Annotated in this window: 14 protein-coding genes; 4 read left to right on the forward strand and 10 right to left on the reverse strand. The window is 67.9% G+C overall.

The annotated features are described in order from the left end of the window. Nucleotides 1–3: 3 nt before the first annotated feature. From IEY68_RS19590 to IEY68_RS19610, 5 genes are all read right to left on the reverse strand, one after another. On the reverse strand, nucleotides 4–2,226 hold the full coding sequence (locus tag IEY68_RS19590; protein ID WP_058853850.1) for an ATP-dependent DNA ligase: 2,223 nt from the start codon (nucleotides 2,224–2,226) through the stop codon (nucleotides 4–6). A 50-nt stretch (nucleotides 2,227–2,276) separates the two neighbouring features. Then, the gene (locus IEY68_RS19595) at nucleotides 2,277–2,516 is read right to left on the reverse strand and encodes an antitoxin (RefSeq protein WP_058853849.1); all 240 of its coding nucleotides are present in this window, start codon (nucleotides 2,514–2,516) and stop codon (nucleotides 2,277–2,279) included. Nucleotides 2,517–2,550: 34 nt separating this feature from the next. Next, complete coding sequence (locus IEY68_RS19600; protein ID WP_156426073.1) at nucleotides 2,551–3,699, reverse strand: MBL fold metallo-hydrolase; 1,149 nt, start codon at nucleotides 3,697–3,699, stop codon at nucleotides 2,551–2,553. Then, nucleotides 3,696–4,421: an enoyl-CoA hydratase gene (locus tag IEY68_RS19605; protein WP_058853848.1), complete on the reverse strand. Its 726-nt coding sequence runs from the start codon at nucleotides 4,419–4,421 to the stop codon at nucleotides 3,696–3,698. Before IEY68_RS19605 ends, IEY68_RS19600 begins: the two co-directional genes overlap by 4 nt. A gap of 405 nt (nucleotides 4,422–4,826) precedes the next feature. Further along, on the reverse strand, nucleotides 4,827–5,681 hold the full coding sequence (locus IEY68_RS19610) for an aldo/keto reductase (RefSeq protein WP_058853847.1): 855 nt from the start codon (nucleotides 5,679–5,681) through the stop codon (nucleotides 4,827–4,829). Between the two features lie 117 nt (nucleotides 5,682–5,798). Here IEY68_RS19610 and IEY68_RS19615 point away from each other — a divergent pair, with 117 nt between their 5' ends. Both IEY68_RS19615 and IEY68_RS19620 read left to right on the forward strand, forming a co-directional pair. Then, on the forward strand, nucleotides 5,799–6,077 hold the full coding sequence (locus tag IEY68_RS19615; protein ID WP_062998219.1) for a helix-turn-helix transcriptional regulator: 279 nt from the start codon (nucleotides 5,799–5,801) through the stop codon (nucleotides 6,075–6,077). Then, nucleotides 6,074–6,622: a hypothetical protein gene (locus IEY68_RS19620; RefSeq protein ID WP_058853845.1), complete on the forward strand. Its 549-nt coding sequence runs from the start codon at nucleotides 6,074–6,076 to the stop codon at nucleotides 6,620–6,622. The genes IEY68_RS19615 and IEY68_RS19620 overlap by 4 nt, the downstream gene beginning before the upstream one ends. A gap of 123 nt (nucleotides 6,623–6,745) precedes the next feature. Here IEY68_RS19620 and IEY68_RS19625 read toward each other — a convergent pair whose 3' ends face one another. The 5 genes from IEY68_RS19625 to IEY68_RS19645 all read right to left on the reverse strand — a co-directional run bounded on the left by IEY68_RS19625 (nucleotide 6,746) and on the right by IEY68_RS19645 (nucleotide 13,596). Then, nucleotides 6,746–8,296 (reverse strand): carboxyl transferase domain-containing protein, encoded by a 1,551-nt coding sequence (locus tag IEY68_RS19625; protein WP_058853844.1) that lies wholly within the window; start codon nucleotides 8,294–8,296, stop codon nucleotides 6,746–6,748. Nucleotides 8,297–8,369: 73 nt separating this feature from the next. Continuing rightward, nucleotides 8,370–8,972 carry a GTP-binding protein gene (locus tag IEY68_RS19630; protein ID WP_189094391.1) on the reverse strand — a complete coding sequence of 201 codons (603 nt, stop codon included), beginning with the start codon at nucleotides 8,970–8,972 and terminating at the stop codon, nucleotides 8,370–8,372. Then, complete coding sequence (locus tag IEY68_RS19635) at nucleotides 8,953–9,327, reverse strand: DUF742 domain-containing protein (protein WP_058853843.1); 375 nt, start codon at nucleotides 9,325–9,327, stop codon at nucleotides 8,953–8,955. The genes IEY68_RS19630 and IEY68_RS19635 overlap by 20 nt, the downstream gene beginning before the upstream one ends. A 7-nt stretch (nucleotides 9,328–9,334) precedes the next feature. Beyond that, nucleotides 9,335–9,748, reverse strand: coding sequence for a roadblock/LC7 domain-containing protein (locus tag IEY68_RS19640; RefSeq protein WP_030522784.1), 414 nt, complete (start codon nucleotides 9,746–9,748; stop codon nucleotides 9,335–9,337). After that, nucleotides 9,745–13,596: an ATP-binding protein gene (locus IEY68_RS19645; RefSeq protein ID WP_229718877.1), complete on the reverse strand. Its 3,852-nt coding sequence runs from the start codon at nucleotides 13,594–13,596 to the stop codon at nucleotides 9,745–9,747. Before IEY68_RS19645 ends, IEY68_RS19640 begins: the two co-directional genes overlap by 4 nt. 390 nt (nucleotides 13,597–13,986) lie before the next feature. Here IEY68_RS19645 and IEY68_RS19650 point away from each other — a divergent pair, with 390 nt between their 5' ends. Together IEY68_RS19650 and IEY68_RS19655 are read left to right on the forward strand one after the other, a co-directional pair. Further along, entirely contained in the window at nucleotides 13,987–15,927 is a 1,941-nt protein-coding gene (locus IEY68_RS19650) for an AMP-binding protein (RefSeq protein ID WP_058853842.1), read from the forward strand. Nucleotides 15,928–16,021: 94 nt separating this feature from the next. Continuing rightward, on the forward strand, nucleotides 16,022–16,420 hold the full coding sequence (locus tag IEY68_RS19655) for a hemophore-related protein (RefSeq protein WP_058853841.1): 399 nt from the start codon (nucleotides 16,022–16,024) through the stop codon (nucleotides 16,418–16,420). Nucleotides 16,421–16,515: the final 95 nt, after the last annotated feature.

Here is a 16,515-nt window from a genome sequence, read left to right on the forward strand (position 1 = left end):
CGCTCACAGTTCACCCAGCCAAGCGGGATGCCAGAGCCGGCCGGTCTCGGTCCAATCCATGTACCGCACAGTGCCCTCGACCTTCGGCGTCACCCAGATCGCGTCGCGGCGTTCGTCGGCCGACATCTCGTCGACGAACGGACTGGTCCTGCGTTCCAGCCGGTGCAGCCGCGCGGCCAGCTCACGCATACCCGCGTCGCCGAACCCCGTACCCACCCGGCCCGCGTACACCAGACCTTCTTCGGCCGGGATCCCCACCAGCAGGGATGCGAACGGGCGGGCGCGGCTGCGCCGCATCCCACCGACCACCACCCGCTGAGTCCGCCAGTTGCGCTGTTTCACCCAGGCGTGACCACGGGTCCCGGGCAGATACACCGAATCCAGCCGTTTGGCGACGACCCCCTCCACCCCGCCCTTCTCGCTCTGCCGCACCGCGTCCGCACCGCTGCCCTCGTACGGCGGTGGCACCCGCAGCGCGGGCGCGGTGGCGGCGAGCGCCTCCAGTACCCGGCGGCGGTCGCTGTAGCGTTTGCGCAGCAGGGAGGTGCCGTCGAGGTAGAGCAGATCGAACGCCACGAATTCCGCGCGGCGCGGGTTCGCCTTCAGCAGCGCGATATTCACCGCACCGTCCGGGCCGCGGACGATGATCTCCCCGTCCAGCACCACCTGATGGGCGCCCAGGTCGGCGGCCAGTCCGGCGAGCTGGGGGTAGCGGGCGGTGACATCGTTGCCCGCACGGCTGCGCAACCGCACCGCACCGAAGTCGATCTCCACGATGAGCCGGAAGCCATCCCATTTGCGCTCGAAAACCCAGTTCGATTCCGGGAGTCCGGCCACCTCACCACTGGTCGCCAGCATAGGCGTCAGTCCGCGCGGCAGCTCGCCCGCGGGCGCGGGCTGCTCCTTCATCAGATGCATGAGCCACTGGTCGCCCTCGGTGCGGATCAGCGCGTACCGCCCGTTCAGCCGGTTGCCGCGCAGCACCACGATCACTTCGTCGTCCCGCCATTTCTCGGCGCGGTATCTGCCGGTATCCCAAATCGACATCTCGCCGCCGCCGTACTCACCCGCCGGGATGGTGCCGTGGAAATCCAGGTATTCCAGTGGATGGTCCTCGGTGTGCACAGCGAGCCGGTTCTGACGGGGACTGTCCGGTGGTCCCTTGGGCACCGCCCACGAGACCAGGACGCCTTCGCGTTCCAGCCGGACATCCCAGTGCAGACGGCGCGCGTGGTGTTCGTGCACCACGAACCGGTCTCCGGTACCGGGCAGCGGCGACGCGGCGGGCACCGGTTCGGGGGTCCGCGCCGGATCCCGCATGGACCGGTACTTCGTCAGGGCGTCGTCGAGCGGCGGGTCCAGACCCGTGAGCAGGTCACCGTCCGACCGGTACCGGCGCAATACTTCGCCGAACCGCAGCTGCCGCAGATTCGCGCCGTCCTCGATCTCGTCCCAGCTGCGCGGCGCCGCCGCATTCGGTTCGGCGCGACCACGCAGCGAGTACGGAGCGATCGTGGTTTTCGACGGATTGTTCTGACTCCAGTCCAGGAACACCTTGCCGGTGCGGACCTTCTTCGCCATGGTGGCCGTCACCAGATCGGGCAGTAGTTTCTCCAGATTCTCGGCCACCTGTTTGGCCACCGTCGACGCCCCGCCCGGACTCAGCGCCCGATCCAGCGGAACGTAGAGGTGGATACCTTTGCTGCCGCTGGTCAGCGGGTACGCGCGCATCCCGATCTCGCCGACCATATCCCGGATCCCGAGCGCCACCCGCGCGCATTCGGCCAACCCGGCACCCGGACCGGGATCGAGGTCGAACACCAGCCGGGTCGCCGGACCGCGCTCGTCGCCGTCGAACCGCCACTGCGGCACATGGATCTCCAGCGCCGCCTGCTGACCCAGCCAGACCAGTCCGGCCTGGGACGAGATGACGGGGTAGGTCACATCGCGGTCGGAATGCCGCTGGGTGCGGCGCGGCACCCAGGACGGGGTGCCGGCGGGAAGGTTCTTCTCGAAGAACGAGGACGCGCCGACACCGTCCGGCCAGCGTTTACGGGTGACCGGCCGACCCGCCAGATGCGGCAGCATGGCCGGAGCGATCTCGGCGTAGTACTCGATCACCGCGCCCTTGGTGGTACCGGTCTCCGGATACAGCACCTTGTCCGGGTTGCTCAGCCGGACTTCGATATCCGGCCGGCCGGGCTCACCTTCGAAACTCCGGCGCACCCCGGATCACATCCGCGGGCGGACAACCCCGTTCGGCGGCCCGCCGCGGATCACGGACGCGGATCCGGGCCCGGCCCGCCGGCCTGTCCGGGACCGCCCGGCTGCTCCGGCGGGACCACTTTGCGGGCGGCCTCCTTACCCTTCTGAATCTTGTCCGAGTACTTGCCCTTGGTCTTCTGGTCGAGGAAATCCCCGGCCTTGTCGACCGCTTGGTTGATCTTGTCCGAATTCTTCGCGGCCGTTTCCTGGCCCTTGCCGACCAGATTCTTCAGGTTGTCCATCAAGCTCATAGCCGATTCCTTCCCTGTCGCCGTGCGGAAGTGTTCACTGCATATCTTCCCACCAGGGGCGCCCGGGCGGGAGGTCACGAATATCGAGCCGCTGACCGGGCAGCGGTACCGCGATCTCGGTATCCGCCGCCGCGGCCGCATCCACCAGCCGGTGGACCGGTTCGGCCCAGGGATGGGGTGCGAGGTTGAACGTCGCCCAGTGGATGGGGACCAGAACGCCGTGCTCCGGTTCGCCGAGGCAGAGGTCGGCGTGCGCGCGCACCGCCTCTTCCGGGTTCATGTGGATATCGGCCCAGTGCGAGTCGTAGGCGCCGATCGGCAGCAGGGTCAGATCGAACGGACCCCATTGCGCGCCGGTCGCCGCGAACGCCTTGGTGAATCCGGTGTCACCACCGAAATATGCCCGGTGCTTCGGGCCCACGAGAGCCCAGCCCGCCCAGAGCGTGGTGTTGCGGACCAGACCGCGCCCCGAGAAGTGCCGGGCCTCGGCGCAGATGATCGTGAGTTCGGGACGGTCGTCACCGGGTGTTGACAGTGAATACGAGCAGCCCCAGTCCAGTTCGACGATCCGAGCCTCCGGCACGCCCCAGTGTCGCAGATGCGCGCCGACTCCGATGGGCACCACGAAAACCGCCTGCTGGGTGCGCGCCAGGATGGCGATGGTGTCGGCGTCGAGATGGTCGTAGTGGTCGTGGGAGATGACCACGGCGTCCACCCGCGGCAGATCGTCCAGGGCGACCGGAACGGGGTGGATCCGGGACGGGCCGACCAGCCGGGACGGCGAGACCCGCTCGCTCCACACCGGGTCGGTGAGCACCCGGTACCCGTCGACCTCGATCAGCGCGCTGGCATGCCCGTACCAGGTGACCGCGAGGTCCGCGGCCGCATTCGGCTGTTCGGGTTCGGCGAGCGGCACCGCGCCCTTCGGGCGGCCCGCCCGCATTCCGGCCACCAACGCCAGCAGGCCGGTCGGGTTCTCGCGCACGACGATCGGCGAGGCGGGCTCGGTGTTGTGGAACTGACGGTCGCGGTAGCTGCGAGCGCCGGTGGCGGTGGGTGCGATCGCGGAGACCGAGGCGCCGAGTGCGGCCGGTAACCCGTCCAGGGCCCGCGCCACCCAGCCGAATACGGTCATCCCGGCCAGACCGGCCGCGGCCGCGGCGACAGCGCGTGGCCTCATCATTTGCCCACGAACTTGGCGGGACGCTTCTCCTGCCGGGCCTGCCTGCCCTCTTCGGCGTCCGCGCTGGACCATGCTGCCTCCAATGCGGCCTGCTGTTCGTTGTTGGCCGGTTCCCGAGTGCCGTCGTCGTTGAGTTCCAGTTTCAGATGGCGCAGCGACAGCGGCGCCAGTTCGCCGATGGACTTCGCCCAGCCCTGGGCGTCGGCCAGGGTGCCGAGCCGGTTGGCGAATCCGAAGGTGTAGGCGTCGGACGCCGAGATCGGCTCGGCGCCGAGCAGAACGGTACGCGCCGGGCCGCCGCCGATCAGCGAGACCAGACGCCGGGTGGTCCAACGGTCCACGGAGATACCGAGTTTCGCGGCCGGTATGGCGAGGTAGGAGTCCTGGGCCATGACCCGCAGATCCGCCGCCATCGCCAACTGCACACCCGCGCCGAGCGCGGGACCGTTCAATGCGGCGATCACCGGAACCGGCATGGCCTCGACCTCGTGCAGCATATCGAGCAGGGCGTCGAGGAATTCGGTGGAGTACACCCCGTCCAGGTCCGCGCCGGCACTGAACACCGGACCGCGACCGGTGATCACGATGACCCGGGAATCACGGCGGGCATTGGACAGCGCCTCGCGGAGCTGGGCGACCAGCTCCAGGTTCAGCGCGTTACGCCGCTCTTCGCGCTGCAATTCGATGGTGACGACATCGCCGTCACGGCTGACCCCGAGCATGTCTGTCCTTCCCCGCTGAACGAATACCGATACAACCGCCGATAACGATGCGTTACCCCACTCTGCCACAGAAGCGCGACCTGCCCGGGAAGGCTGTCGAGGTCCTTCCCGGTCAGCGGCGCGCCCCGGTTCTGGAGCGTCGTACCGAAGCAGCCCAACGATCGAACCCGTAAACAGGCCGTCGAAGATCAGCGACCGACAAGCCGTGCCCCCACCACCATTACCCGACCGAGGCACACCTTTACGGACACCTTCCACCTATCCGGATGGTCCACCTCAGCAGGCGGGGCCCGCCCCGGTTCTGGAGCGACGTAGCGAAGGAGCGCAGCGACTGAGCGAAGGAGTGAAGAACCGGGGTTAATAGGGCCCCGCCCGCCCCGCCGAAGGCGGGGCAAATAAACACAGCTACTCCAGGCCCACGGCGAAGGTGTCCGGATCGGCACCGGTGCGGGTTCCGTCGTCCAGGCCCGAGATCGCCTGCATCTGCTCGGCCGACAGCTCGAACCCGAGGACGTCGAAGTTCTCCACGATCCGCGCGGGTGTCACGGATTTCGGGATCACCACGTTGCCGAGTTGCAGATGCCAGCGGATGATCACCTGCGCCGGGCTGCGGTCCACCTCGGCGGCGATCCGGGTGATCACCGGATCGCCGAGCAGCGTCCCCTGTCCCAGCGGGCTCCAGGCCTCCGTGGCGATGGCGTGTTCGGCGTGGTAATCGCGCAGTTCGCGCTGGGCCAGCCGGGGATGCAACTCGATCTGGTTGACCGAGGGAGTTTCCCCGGTTTCGCTGATGAGCCGATCCAGGTCGGTGCTCCGGAAGTTCGAGACGCCGATGGAACGGACCCGGCCGTCTACCTTCAACCGCTGGAACGCACGGAAGGTGTCCACGAAACGATCGGCGGACGGCACCGGCCAGTGGATGAGATAGAGGTCCAGGTAGTCCAGGCCCAGCCGCTGCAGGCTCGCGTCGAATGCGCGCAGGGTGGAGTCGTAGCCCTGGTCGGAGTTCCACAATTTCGTCGTGACGAAGATCTCGTCACGAGGTAGCCCGAATTGCCGGATGGCGCGTCCGGTGCCCTCTTCGTTTCCATAGATCGCCGCAGTGTCGATGCTGCGGTAGCCCGCGTTCAGCGCGGCGGTGACAGTGTCGAACACCTGGCCCTCCGGCACCTGGAACACCCCGAAGCCCAGTTGCGGGATGAGGCTTCCGTCGTTCAACACGATCGGAGGCACTACACCGGTCTCACGTCTAGTGGTCACGGCCTCGACGGTAGAAGCGCTTCGGCGGCAGGTCAACGAACGCAGGGTTCGTGTCCAGCTGATAAAGATGCATGTAAATACTTGACAGATCATTGTGTTTTTACAACACTTGATTGCATGAGCCCAGTAAGACGCGGGGAAACTCTACCGATATTCAACCGGATCGCCGTACTGCGGGCCGAACACCGGATGTCCCGGGTCGCCCTGGCCGATGCGGTGAACGTCAACCCCCAGACCATCGGCGCGCTCGAACGCGGCAATCACTATCCGAGCCTGGATCTGGCTCTGCGGATCTGCGAGGTGTTCCAGCTGCCGGTGGAGGCGGTGTTCGCCAGAACCGAGTTCACCCCACTGTCGGCCGAGGTGTACTCCCGTGAGAAAGGACAGCAGTCATGACCACTGCCATCGGACCGAAAAACCTGCTCGAGCGCTACGAGGCCTATCGCATCCGGCGCTGGCTCGTCCGGGAGAAGCAGATCGCCGGGATGCTGCCGGGGTGGCGCACGACGCGACGCCGACGGGCCCTCGTGATCACGGTGGTCGCGGCACTGACCCTGATCTTCGTGGCCGGCGTACTGTGCGCTTTCGGGCTCGAATGGGCAGCGCTGCTGGGCGGGGCCGGCGCACTGATCTTCCTGCCCTCCTGGGTCATGGTGCGTATCGTCGCCGACTCCCAGGACAACGCGCCGGCCGAGACCTTGGACGAACTGGAACTCGCCCGGCGCGAGACCGCCCGTTCACTCGGGCTGACCATCACCCAGGTCCTGTCGGTATTCCCCATGATGTACCTGGTGTGGAGTGGCGCGCTGTTCCCGGAGACCGATGCCTTCCGCACCGCCTACGCGGGCGGGGTGATGATCCTGGCGACCCTGCTGGCCGGTGGCTGCGCGCCCGCGATGATCCTGGCCTGGACGCGGTCCGATCCCGAGCCGGAGAACTGAACCAACCCACAGCTACGGGCCGGAGCCCGGCAACCTCACGCGGAGTCGGCGGGCCTCGGCAGCAACCGACTCCGAGTTCTCACCGGCACTCCCGAGATCCCACTCAGGACAAGCCCCGAGACCTCACTCGAGACCGGTCTCCGGATACCCGTCGGGTCCGGCGTTCCGGGTCGGGACCCCCAACCGGCGATAACGGCGCTGCCTGGTCGCCCGCAGCCCAGCCGGCGGCTGCGCGCTCAGCACGGCGAGTTCGCCGGCGATCGCCTCGACCATCCGGCGGGTGAAGTCGACCGGTTCGTCCGCGGCATCGGGGCACTCGGGCACGATACGGTCCACGATCCCGTCGGCCAGCAGATCCGCCGACCGGATACGTTGCGCCGCAGCCAGTTCCGATGCGTGCTCGGTATCGCGATGGACTATGGCGCTGGCACCCTCCGGCGGTAGCGGCGCGAGCCAGCCGTGCGTCGCCGCCAGCACCCGGTCGGCAGGCAGCAGTGCGAGCGCACCGCCCCCGGTCCCCTGGCCGAGCAGAACCGAAATCGTGGGGGTCCGCAATGTCACCAGATCGGCCAGGCACCGGGCGATCTCGGGAGCCAGGCCGCGCTCCTCGGCTTCCTTGGACAGTGCGGCGCCGATCGTATCGATCACCAGCACCAGCGGTAACTCCAGTTCGGCAGCGAGTTGCATACTGCGGCGCGCTTCGCGGAGCGCGGCCGGACCCATGGTGTGCTCGGGATCCTGGTGGGCGCGATCGTGCCCGAAGACCACGCACGGCCGGCCGTGGAAGCGCGCGAGGGCCAGCACCACGGTCCGATCCGTCTCACCCTGGCCGGTACCGCTGAGCGGCACCCGCTGCGTGGTCCGGCGCAACAGTTCGCGCAGCCCCGGCCGGTCCGGCCGCCGGGAAGCCAGCACCGACTCCCAGGCTTCGGCGGCGGGACCGACGGGCCGGACATCCTGGGCAGCAGTGGTTTTCGCTTCATCGGGCAGCCGTACGACCCCGCTGAGAACACTGAGCGCGCGATGCGCGATCCGCCGGAACACCGCGACCTCGACGACCCCGTCGATCACCCCGCTGCGGTAGAGGTTCTCCGCGGTCTGCACTCCCTCCGGGAACGGATGACCGTAGAGCGCCTCGTACACCCGTGGCCCGAGAAACCCGATGAGCGCGCCCGGCTCGGCGAAGGTGATGTGCCCGAGCGACCCCCACGAAGCGAAGACGCCACCCATGGTCGGATTGCGCAGATACACCACATAGGGGTGGCCGGCCGATTTGTGCGCCGTCACCGCCCCGGCGATCTTCACCATCTGCACGAAGGCGAGAGTGCCCTCCTGCATTCTGGTGCCGCCCGAGGTGGGTGAGGCGACCAGCGGCAGCCCCAGTTCGGTGGCCCGCTCCACCGCGGTGACGATCCGCTCGGCCGCGGCCACCCCCACCGACCCGGCCAGGAAGCCGAACTCGCACGCGATGACCGCGATCCGCCGTCCGCGCAACAGACCTTCACCGGTGAGCACCGATTCGTCGGTTCCCGCCGCCGCGCTCGCGCGGGTGAGCGCGGACCGATAGATACCGGTCCGCGCCACATCCAGGGGTGGGGAATCCCAGCTCACGAAGGAGCCCGGATCCAGTAGCGTCTCGAGCAGTTGCCGGGAGCCGATCCGCGGCGGCGTCATCGGAGCCGCCCCGGGGCACCCGGCACCGCGTCTGTCCACACCGGCACGCCGACCAGTATGACGGGCAGCCGGATCAGTAGCCCCGGGTGACCTTCTGCAGCGCGTACTCGGTCAGCCGCACCAGCGCTTCCTTGGCCGGTTCCCGGCGTCGCGCGTCGATCGGCATGATCGGCACATCGGCGGGAACGGCCAGCGCCTGGCGGATGTCCTCGATCGGGTACATCGGGGCGTCGTCGAACTGGTTGAGCGCTACGAGGAACGGTAGGTTGCGCGCCTCGAAGTAGTCGACCGCCGCGAAACTGTCCTCGAGCCGCCGGGTGTCGATCAGCACGACCGCGCCGATCGCGCCGCGGATGAGGTCGTCCCACATGAACCAGAAGCGGTACTGGCCGGGGGTGCCGAACAGATACAGCACCAGATCCTCGGCCAGGCTGATCCGGCCGAAGTCCATGGCCACTGTGGTGGTGGATTTGCTCTCGATACCCGCGAGACTGTCGATCCCGGCACTGGCGTTGGTCACCAGAGCCTCGGTTCTCAACGGGACGATTTCCGAAACTGCCCCCACCAGCGTCGTTTTGCCCACGCCGAACCCACCTGCGACCACGATCTTCGCCGAAGTCGGCTTGGTCTGGCGGGTATCGACCTGTGCCGTCGAATCATATACGCCGGAGTCCACTGAGAACCCTTTCGATCAGCTCGCGACGTTCATCGTCGCTGGAATCGTCTTTCAATGTCGCCGAAACGCGGACATGCCCGGCTTCGATCAGGTCCGCTACAAGTACACGCGCCACCCCGATCGGTATACCCAGTCGAGCCGCTAGTTCGGCGACCGATTGCGACTCCCTGCACAATTCGACTATCGAGTTTTCGATATTGCTCAGTTCGTACTGGCGTTCGAGCGAGATGGGATGGGACGCGACGAGAGCCTCGAGCGCCAACTCCACCTTCGGTCGGGTACGACCGGCGGTCAGCGAGTACGGGCGCACGAGACTGGGCTCGGAGCCTCCCACGCGGTGATCCTCTATGTCCATCCCACCATCAGGAACCCATCGTGACGCGTGGAGTGGCCTGAACTGTCTGGCCCACGCGTTCGACCAACAAAGCCATCTCGTAGCCGACCTGTCCGATATCACAGGACGTATTGGTCAGAACCGCGAGATATGACCCGTCGCCCACCGCCATCAGCAGCAGGTAGCCGTGCTCCATTTCGACGACGGACTGCAGTACTGTGCCGCCTTCGAACAGATTGGACACACCCACCGAGAGACTCGCCAGTCCGGCCGTGACCGCCGAGAGCTGCTCGGCCCGATCGACCGGTAGTTGAGCACTCGCCGCCATCAGCAGGCCGTCGGCCGAGACCAGAACAGCATGGGCTACGCCAGGAACCTCGCCTGCGAAGTTCGAAACCAGCCAATCCAACTGACGGTTCGTACCACCTAGTTCGGGGTTCATCGGTCTCCTTTGTCTCCGGTTAGGTTCATTGCTCTCATTGCACGGCCATCCCGAACACCTTGCTGGTGCCGACTCAAACTAGACCGGATCGTGTCGGGATTGCGACTCGGCGTACGCTCCTGGGCCCCGTTGACGGCGCCGGGTACCAACCGGTTACCCGGATTACGCTGCGGCAGACCGGCCGCGGTACGGGTCTCGGGCTCGACTTCACTGGCCCGCCGGGCCGCTGTCCAGCCCTCGTCGCCCGGTGATTCGAAGGACGCGACGGCCTGGGAGCGATCGGTATCGGAATCCGACAGCCACGCCGACATCATCTCCGCGAAGATGGGCGTCCCGCCCAGCACGCTGTCGGTCTCCTCGGCCGGCTGCAACCGGGTCTGGAAGAACGACGCTGTTTTGGCCGGGTTGGATTTGTAGCTGTGCCGACCGGGTTCTCGTGCGGCCGCGGAGCCTTCGGCGGGTTCGGGTTCCCGCGGCAGCGCGACACCGGGCGGGTTGTCGAACCGTTCGGCGGTGTAGCCGCCGGGTTCCCGCCGCGGCAGTGCACCGGGCTCACCGGTCTGCGGGTGTCGGTTCGGCGCCGCGGCGCCCCGCTGCGGCAGGGGGTTCGAACTCTCCCGTCCCGGGCGGCCGTTCTCGGTCGGGGCACCACGCTGCGGCAGACCGCCGCCGGAGGCCGGACGCTGCGGCAGACCGGTACCAGAACGCTGCGGCAGACCATTACCGGACGCCGGACGCTGCGGCAGACCGCTACCCGGCGCTTCCCGCCGCGACGGCAGCCCGCCGGGTGCGGCCGGGCGCTGGCTGGGCAGTTCGCCGGAGGTGTCGCGCTGTGGCAATCCTCCGCCGGTCGCCGGACCCCGCTGGCTGGGCAGTTCGCCGGAGGTGTCCCGCTGCGGCAATCCTCCGCCGGTCGCCGGACCCCGCTGGCTGGGCAGTTCGCCGGAGGTATCGCGCTGCGGTAGACCCGTGGAACCCGGCTCCCGCCGGGTGGGCAGCCCACCGGACGCCGATTCGGTGGCGGGACGCGGTTCCTGTTCACGCCGGACCGGACCACCCGCGGCCGGACCGCGCTGCGGCAAACCGGAGGCTCCGCCGTCGCGAGTCGGAGCCCCGTTGGCACCCGGATCCCGTTGCGGCAGACCGCCCGACCGCTGCTGACGAGTAGGCAGCGATCCGAGGCCGCGCGGCGGCGCGGCGGTCTCGGACGCGGCTTCGGTCGAAGTTTCTTCCGGGCGAGCCGGGGCGGCCTCTCGGCGACTTCCCGGGGCCCCGTTGACGCCGGGCTGACGCTGCGGCAATCCGCCCGTACCCGGCTGCGGCAATCCGCCCGTACCCGGCTGCGGCAATCCGCCCGTACCCGGCTGCGGCAATCCGCCCGTACCCGGCTGCGGCAATCCGCCCGTACCCGGCTGCGGCAATCCGCCCGTACCCGGCTGCGGTGAGCCGGCGGTACCCGGCTGCCGCTGCGGCAGCCCACCCGGACCGATCTTGGTCTCCCGTGGCGGCGGGCCACCCGCGGCCGATCCGCCCGGAGTACGCGGCGGCAAGGTGGGCGTGGCACCTTCGCCGGTCCCACGCGGCGGCAGGGTCGGCGTGGCACCGCCGCCACCCGAACCCAGATTGCGTTTGGGCAAACTGGCCGCGGCCAGTTTGCCGCGCTGCGCGGTACTGCCCGCGCTGGCCTCCCGGAGGCTGGTGGTCCCCTGCTCACCCTCGCGCAGGCCACCGGCCATGGCGTTGCCCGGCTGCCGCTGCGGCAGCCCACCGGCGCCCAGCGGCGCCGGGGTGGCCGGACGCTCCGGCGGCTTGGGCCGTTCGACGGCCGGCAGCGGACCGCTCATACCGGGATCGACGGTGACCATCATGTTGCCGGCCGCCGTGCGGCTGATGCCGCGGGTCTGCATGGAGGGTCCGCCCGGCCCGCCGCGCAGCGCGGCCGCGGCAGCCTCGTCCGGGGATTCCTCGGGCTTCTTCTTCCCGGTGTCGTTCGCGACGAGGGGCTGCGGCCCGGAGCCGGTCGCCAGCGGGAGGATCTGGGTCTCCCCGGCGACGATCAGGCTCATCGGCACGTGCACGGTGACGGTCACACCCGGATCGCGGGCCGTATCGAAGGTCGGGCGCAGCCGCACGTTGAGACCGTGCCGTTCCGCGAGCCGGCCCACGACGAACAGACCCATGTGCCGCGCGGTATCCGGACCGGGTTCGGCGGTGTTCTCCAGTCGGCGGTTGATCTCGGCCATCTCGCTCGGCGGCATACCGATACCGCGGTCGGCGACCTCGATGAGCAGACCCTGATCGTGTGCCTGGGCGAAGGTGAACTTCACATCCGTCTCCGGCGGCGAAGCGCGCAGAGCGTTGTCCAAGAGTTCGGCGAACAGGTGCGCCATATCGGAGGCGGCCGGTTCGATCAGCGCACCGCGCGGGGTGGCACCGAGTTTGACGCGCTCGTAATCCTCGACCTCGGAGATCGCGGCGCGCAGGACGTCGGCGATCTCGACGGGCGCGGACTTGGCGCGACGCTGTTTGGTACCGGCGAGAATCAGCAGGTTGTCGCCGTTACGGCGCATACGCGCGGCGAGATGGTCCAGCCGGAAGAGGTTCTCCAGCAGGCGCGGGTCCTTCTCGTCGTACTCCATCGCCTCGATGAGGCTGAGCTGATGGTCGACGAGGGACTTACTGCGCCGGGCCAGGGTCTCGAACATATCGTTGACCTGGGAACGCATCTGCGCCTGATCACTGGCCAGGCGCAGCGCCTGCCCGTGGATATCGTCGATCGCGCGCGCGAGCTGGCCGATCTCCTCCTCGGACCGGATGGGCATCGGTTCGAGCGGCACTTCTTCCGGCGAGGCACCGGTACGGAGCTGGGCGACCTCGTCGGGCAGATCGCTCTCGGCCACTCGCAGGGCGGCCAGGCGCAGCCGGTGCAGCGGCACGATCATCGACCGGGCCACGAACACCGCGAGCAGCAGCGCCGCCAGAATCGTCAGCAGCACGACGATCGAGTAGACGACCGCGTCGGAGAGGGCCTTGTCGGCCATCGTCCGCACACCGTCGTCGATCGAGGAGGTGGCTTCGGCGATCAGTTTGTCGGTGGTCCCGGTGCTGTCCAGCAGGGACTGCCGGGCCTCGCCCAGCGGCAGCCGACCGGCCTGCGCCTCGGGGGTCTCGAGCATTCCGGCACGATTGTCGATGCCCTGGCGCAGGATCGCGATATCGGGATCCTCGGCGTTGTAGCGCTGGCTCAGAATGTTCAGCAGTGCGCGTTCGGTATTGGTCGCGGTGCGGTAGGCCTGCTCACCGGATTCCTGGTTGCGCAGCAGTTCGGCCGCGGCGGTGATCTCACCGACCATGGTGGAACGCAGGTTCAGCGCGTCGACGAGCCGGAGTTTCGCCGGGTCGATCGATGCGTCACCGACCTCTCCGAGGATGGCCTCCACGGCCCGGACACCGGCGTTACGCGCTTTGTCGAGAACCTGCACGGCCTGAGCCGGGGGCAGATTCGACGGCGCCATGCCGGCGGCACGAACTCCCTTGGCCTGATCGATCATCTCGGTGAGCGCCTGCCGGGCCACCGGTAGATCGTCGAGTTCGCCGAGCGCGGATTCGGCCGCGGCGATCGCTTCGTCCAGGGTGGTCAGGTTTTCCTCGGTGACCATCGAGCGGCCCGGCGCGATGGCGATCACCTGAGAGCCCGCCGTCGCGGACGTGGCCGTACTGAGATCGAGGACGGAAGGAACGATGCTGACGTTCTCCGAAGCGGAACCCAGCCGGTTCGCGTTGCTCCATTCCGCCGAGATCCTGGACACGCCGAGCCCGACCGCGACCGCCAATGGCACAGCCAGCACGGCCGTAACCTTCCAGCGAAGGTCCCAGTTACTCAGCGCCCAGCGCTTCGTGCCGGACCTAGCGGCGTCACGCATTCCCACTCACTTTCCAACCTGGCCCCAGCCATGCACCATCAGCGGAACTCCACACTCGCAATAGTGGCTCGACGGGTGGAGCTGCCCGTGGGTCGCGGCTGGCCGAGAAATTGCGTCTACGACGGACCGAATTTGTGTCATCAGATTCTAACGGATCAATAACTTCTTGGTGTACTCAGCCCGGGTTCACGCACATTGACCAGCCGGTTACAGGCATAAGCCATGGTCGCGACACCCGACGGGGGGTCGCGTGAAGTCTGCCACAATCGTGCTGATCTATCGAGGCGAGGATCGCTGCGAGGCTAGGGAGCACGGGTGAACGCGAGGAACGAGTATCGACCGGTCTATCAGACCAGCTTGGTCGATCCGGCCGAGTTCTGGACCCGCGCAGCCTCGGCTGTCGATTGGGATCTGCCCCCTGAACAGGCTCTCGACACCGACAGACGAACCTCGCGATGGTTCCCGGGCGCCCGTCTCAACACCTGCTACAACGCCCTCGACCGGCATATCGCCGCCGGCCGCGCCGAGCAGGCGGCACTGATCTACGACTCGGCGATGACCGGTGCGAAACGGGTCTTCAGCTACGGCGAACTCCGCGACGAGGTCGCCCTTTTCGCCGGAGCCATGCGCGACCTGGGCGTAACCGCCGGTGACCGGGTCGTTATCTACCTGCCGATGATTCCCGAGGCAGTGATCGCGATGCTGGCCTGTGCCCGCATCGGAGCAGTGCATTCGGTGGTTTTCGGCGGATTCGCCGCTCCCGAGCTCGCCGCCCGTTTCGACGATGCCGAGCCCGTCCTCATCGTGACAGCGTCAGGGGGGCTGGAACCGAACCGCGCCATCGCCTATCCGCCCATCGTGGCCGAAGCGCTCGAACTGGCCGGAACCACCGCCCCGCGAACCGTCCTGGTGAAACGGCGCGCGGACTTCCCCGGCCACGACGGGAACCCCACCGCTGACGGAGCTGTGCGGTGGCGGGACTGGGACGCCGCGGTCCGCGACGCCGAACCGGCCGAACCCGTATCCGTCGCGGCTACCGATCCGCTGTACGTGCTGTACACCTCGGGTACGACCGGTAAGCCGAAGGGCGTGGTCCGTGACAACGGCGGGCATGCCGTCGCCCTGACCTGGTCGATGCGCAATATCTACGACGTCGGCCCGGGACAGGTCATCTGGGCCGCCTCCGACGTGGGCTGGGTCGTCGGCCACTCCTACATCGTCTACGCGCCCCTGCTGGCCGGAGCCACCACGCTGCTCTACGAGGGCAAACCGGTGGGCACACCGGATGCCGGCGCATTCTGGCGTGTGGTGGCCGAACACCGGGTGCATACGCTGTTCACGGCCCCCACCGCATTACGCGCCATCCGCCGCGCCGACCCTGCCGCCGCATTCGCCCGCGAATACGACCTCAGCTCGCTGCGTTCGCTGTTCTGCGCAGGTGAACGGCTCGATCCGGCCACCTACCGATGGGCCGCGGACACCCTGCTGAAGGATTGCGAAGACTGCCCGGTGGTCGATCACTGGTGGCAGACCGAAACCGGCTGGCCCATCTGCGCCAATCCGCTCGGTCTACAACAGCTGCCGATCAAACCGGGCTCGGCGTCGGTACCTGTACCCGGCTATCGGTTGCGGGTACTGGATTCCTCCGGCAACCCCGTGGCCGCCGGCGCCGAGGGCAATATCGTCATCGGCCTGCCGCTGCCGCCCGGCGCGCTCATCAGCCTGTGGCGCGACGAAGAGCGTTACCGGCGGTCCTACCTGTCGGCCTATCCCGGACATTTCCTCACCGGCGACTCGGGCTATTTCGACGAGGACGGTTACCTGTTCGTCCTCGGCCGCAGCGACGATGTGATCAATATGGCCGGGCACCGGCTTTCCGCGGGAAGTATCGAAGCCGCCGTCGCGGGACACGAAGCCGTCGCGGAATGCGCGGTCATCGGGCTGCCCGATGAACTCAAAGGGCAACGCCCCATTGCTTATGTGGTTCTCAAAGCCGACGCCGTCGTAGACCCGGAAAGCCTGCGCGACGAATTGAGCGAACGTGTCCGGAAACAGATCGGGCCGGTCGCCGGGCTCTACGATGCCGTCGTGGTACCGGCCCTGCCCAAAACCCGCTCCGGCAAGATCCTGCGCAAGACACTGCGCCTGATGTCAGCGGGCGAGAGCTACGAAATACCTTCCACCATCGAGGATCCCACGGTCCTGGACGAACTCGCCCGAATCGTGCGGCCCCCGCAAAACTCAAACTTCTCTTAGAAAAACCTCAGAGGCCGGCCATAACCGAGCAATACGGTCTGAAGCAGTCCACGAGCCCCGGCTCGACACGACACGGTAGGAGGCAGTAAACCCCATGGCACACTCCACGACACGGTTCCGCGGCAAGCTCGGCGCGACCACCCTCGCCCTGGGCGCGGCAGCAGCGGTCACCGCGTTCCTGAGCCCCGCGGTCGCCTCCGCGGCACCGGCGGATTTCGCCGAACCACTGATCACCAGTGACTGCTCCTTCGCTCAGGTCGACGCCGCACTCCACGACCAGGCCCCCGAACTGGCGGCGATGCTGGACAACAACCCGGAGATGAAGGCGCAGCTGCAGAGCAAGTTCGACCAGCCGGTCGAACAGCGCCGTGCCGAACTGCAGCAGTACATCGACCAGAACCCCGAACAGGCACAGCAGGCCGAGAACGACCCGCGCACACAGCAACTCCGGGCGACCCTCCAAGGCGTAGCGGACACCTGCCAGAACTACTGAGCTGTGTTTTCGGCGCCGCCTGCGGCGTCGCGGGCTCGAGGCCCCCTCGGTCTCGCCGTTCGGGCCTCGAGACTCGCGCCTTCGGCGCATGCGAC

Source organism: Nocardia jinanensis (genome assembly GCF_014645735.1).
Lineage (GTDB): Bacteria > Actinomycetota > Actinomycetes > Mycobacteriales > Mycobacteriaceae > Nocardia > Nocardia jinanensis.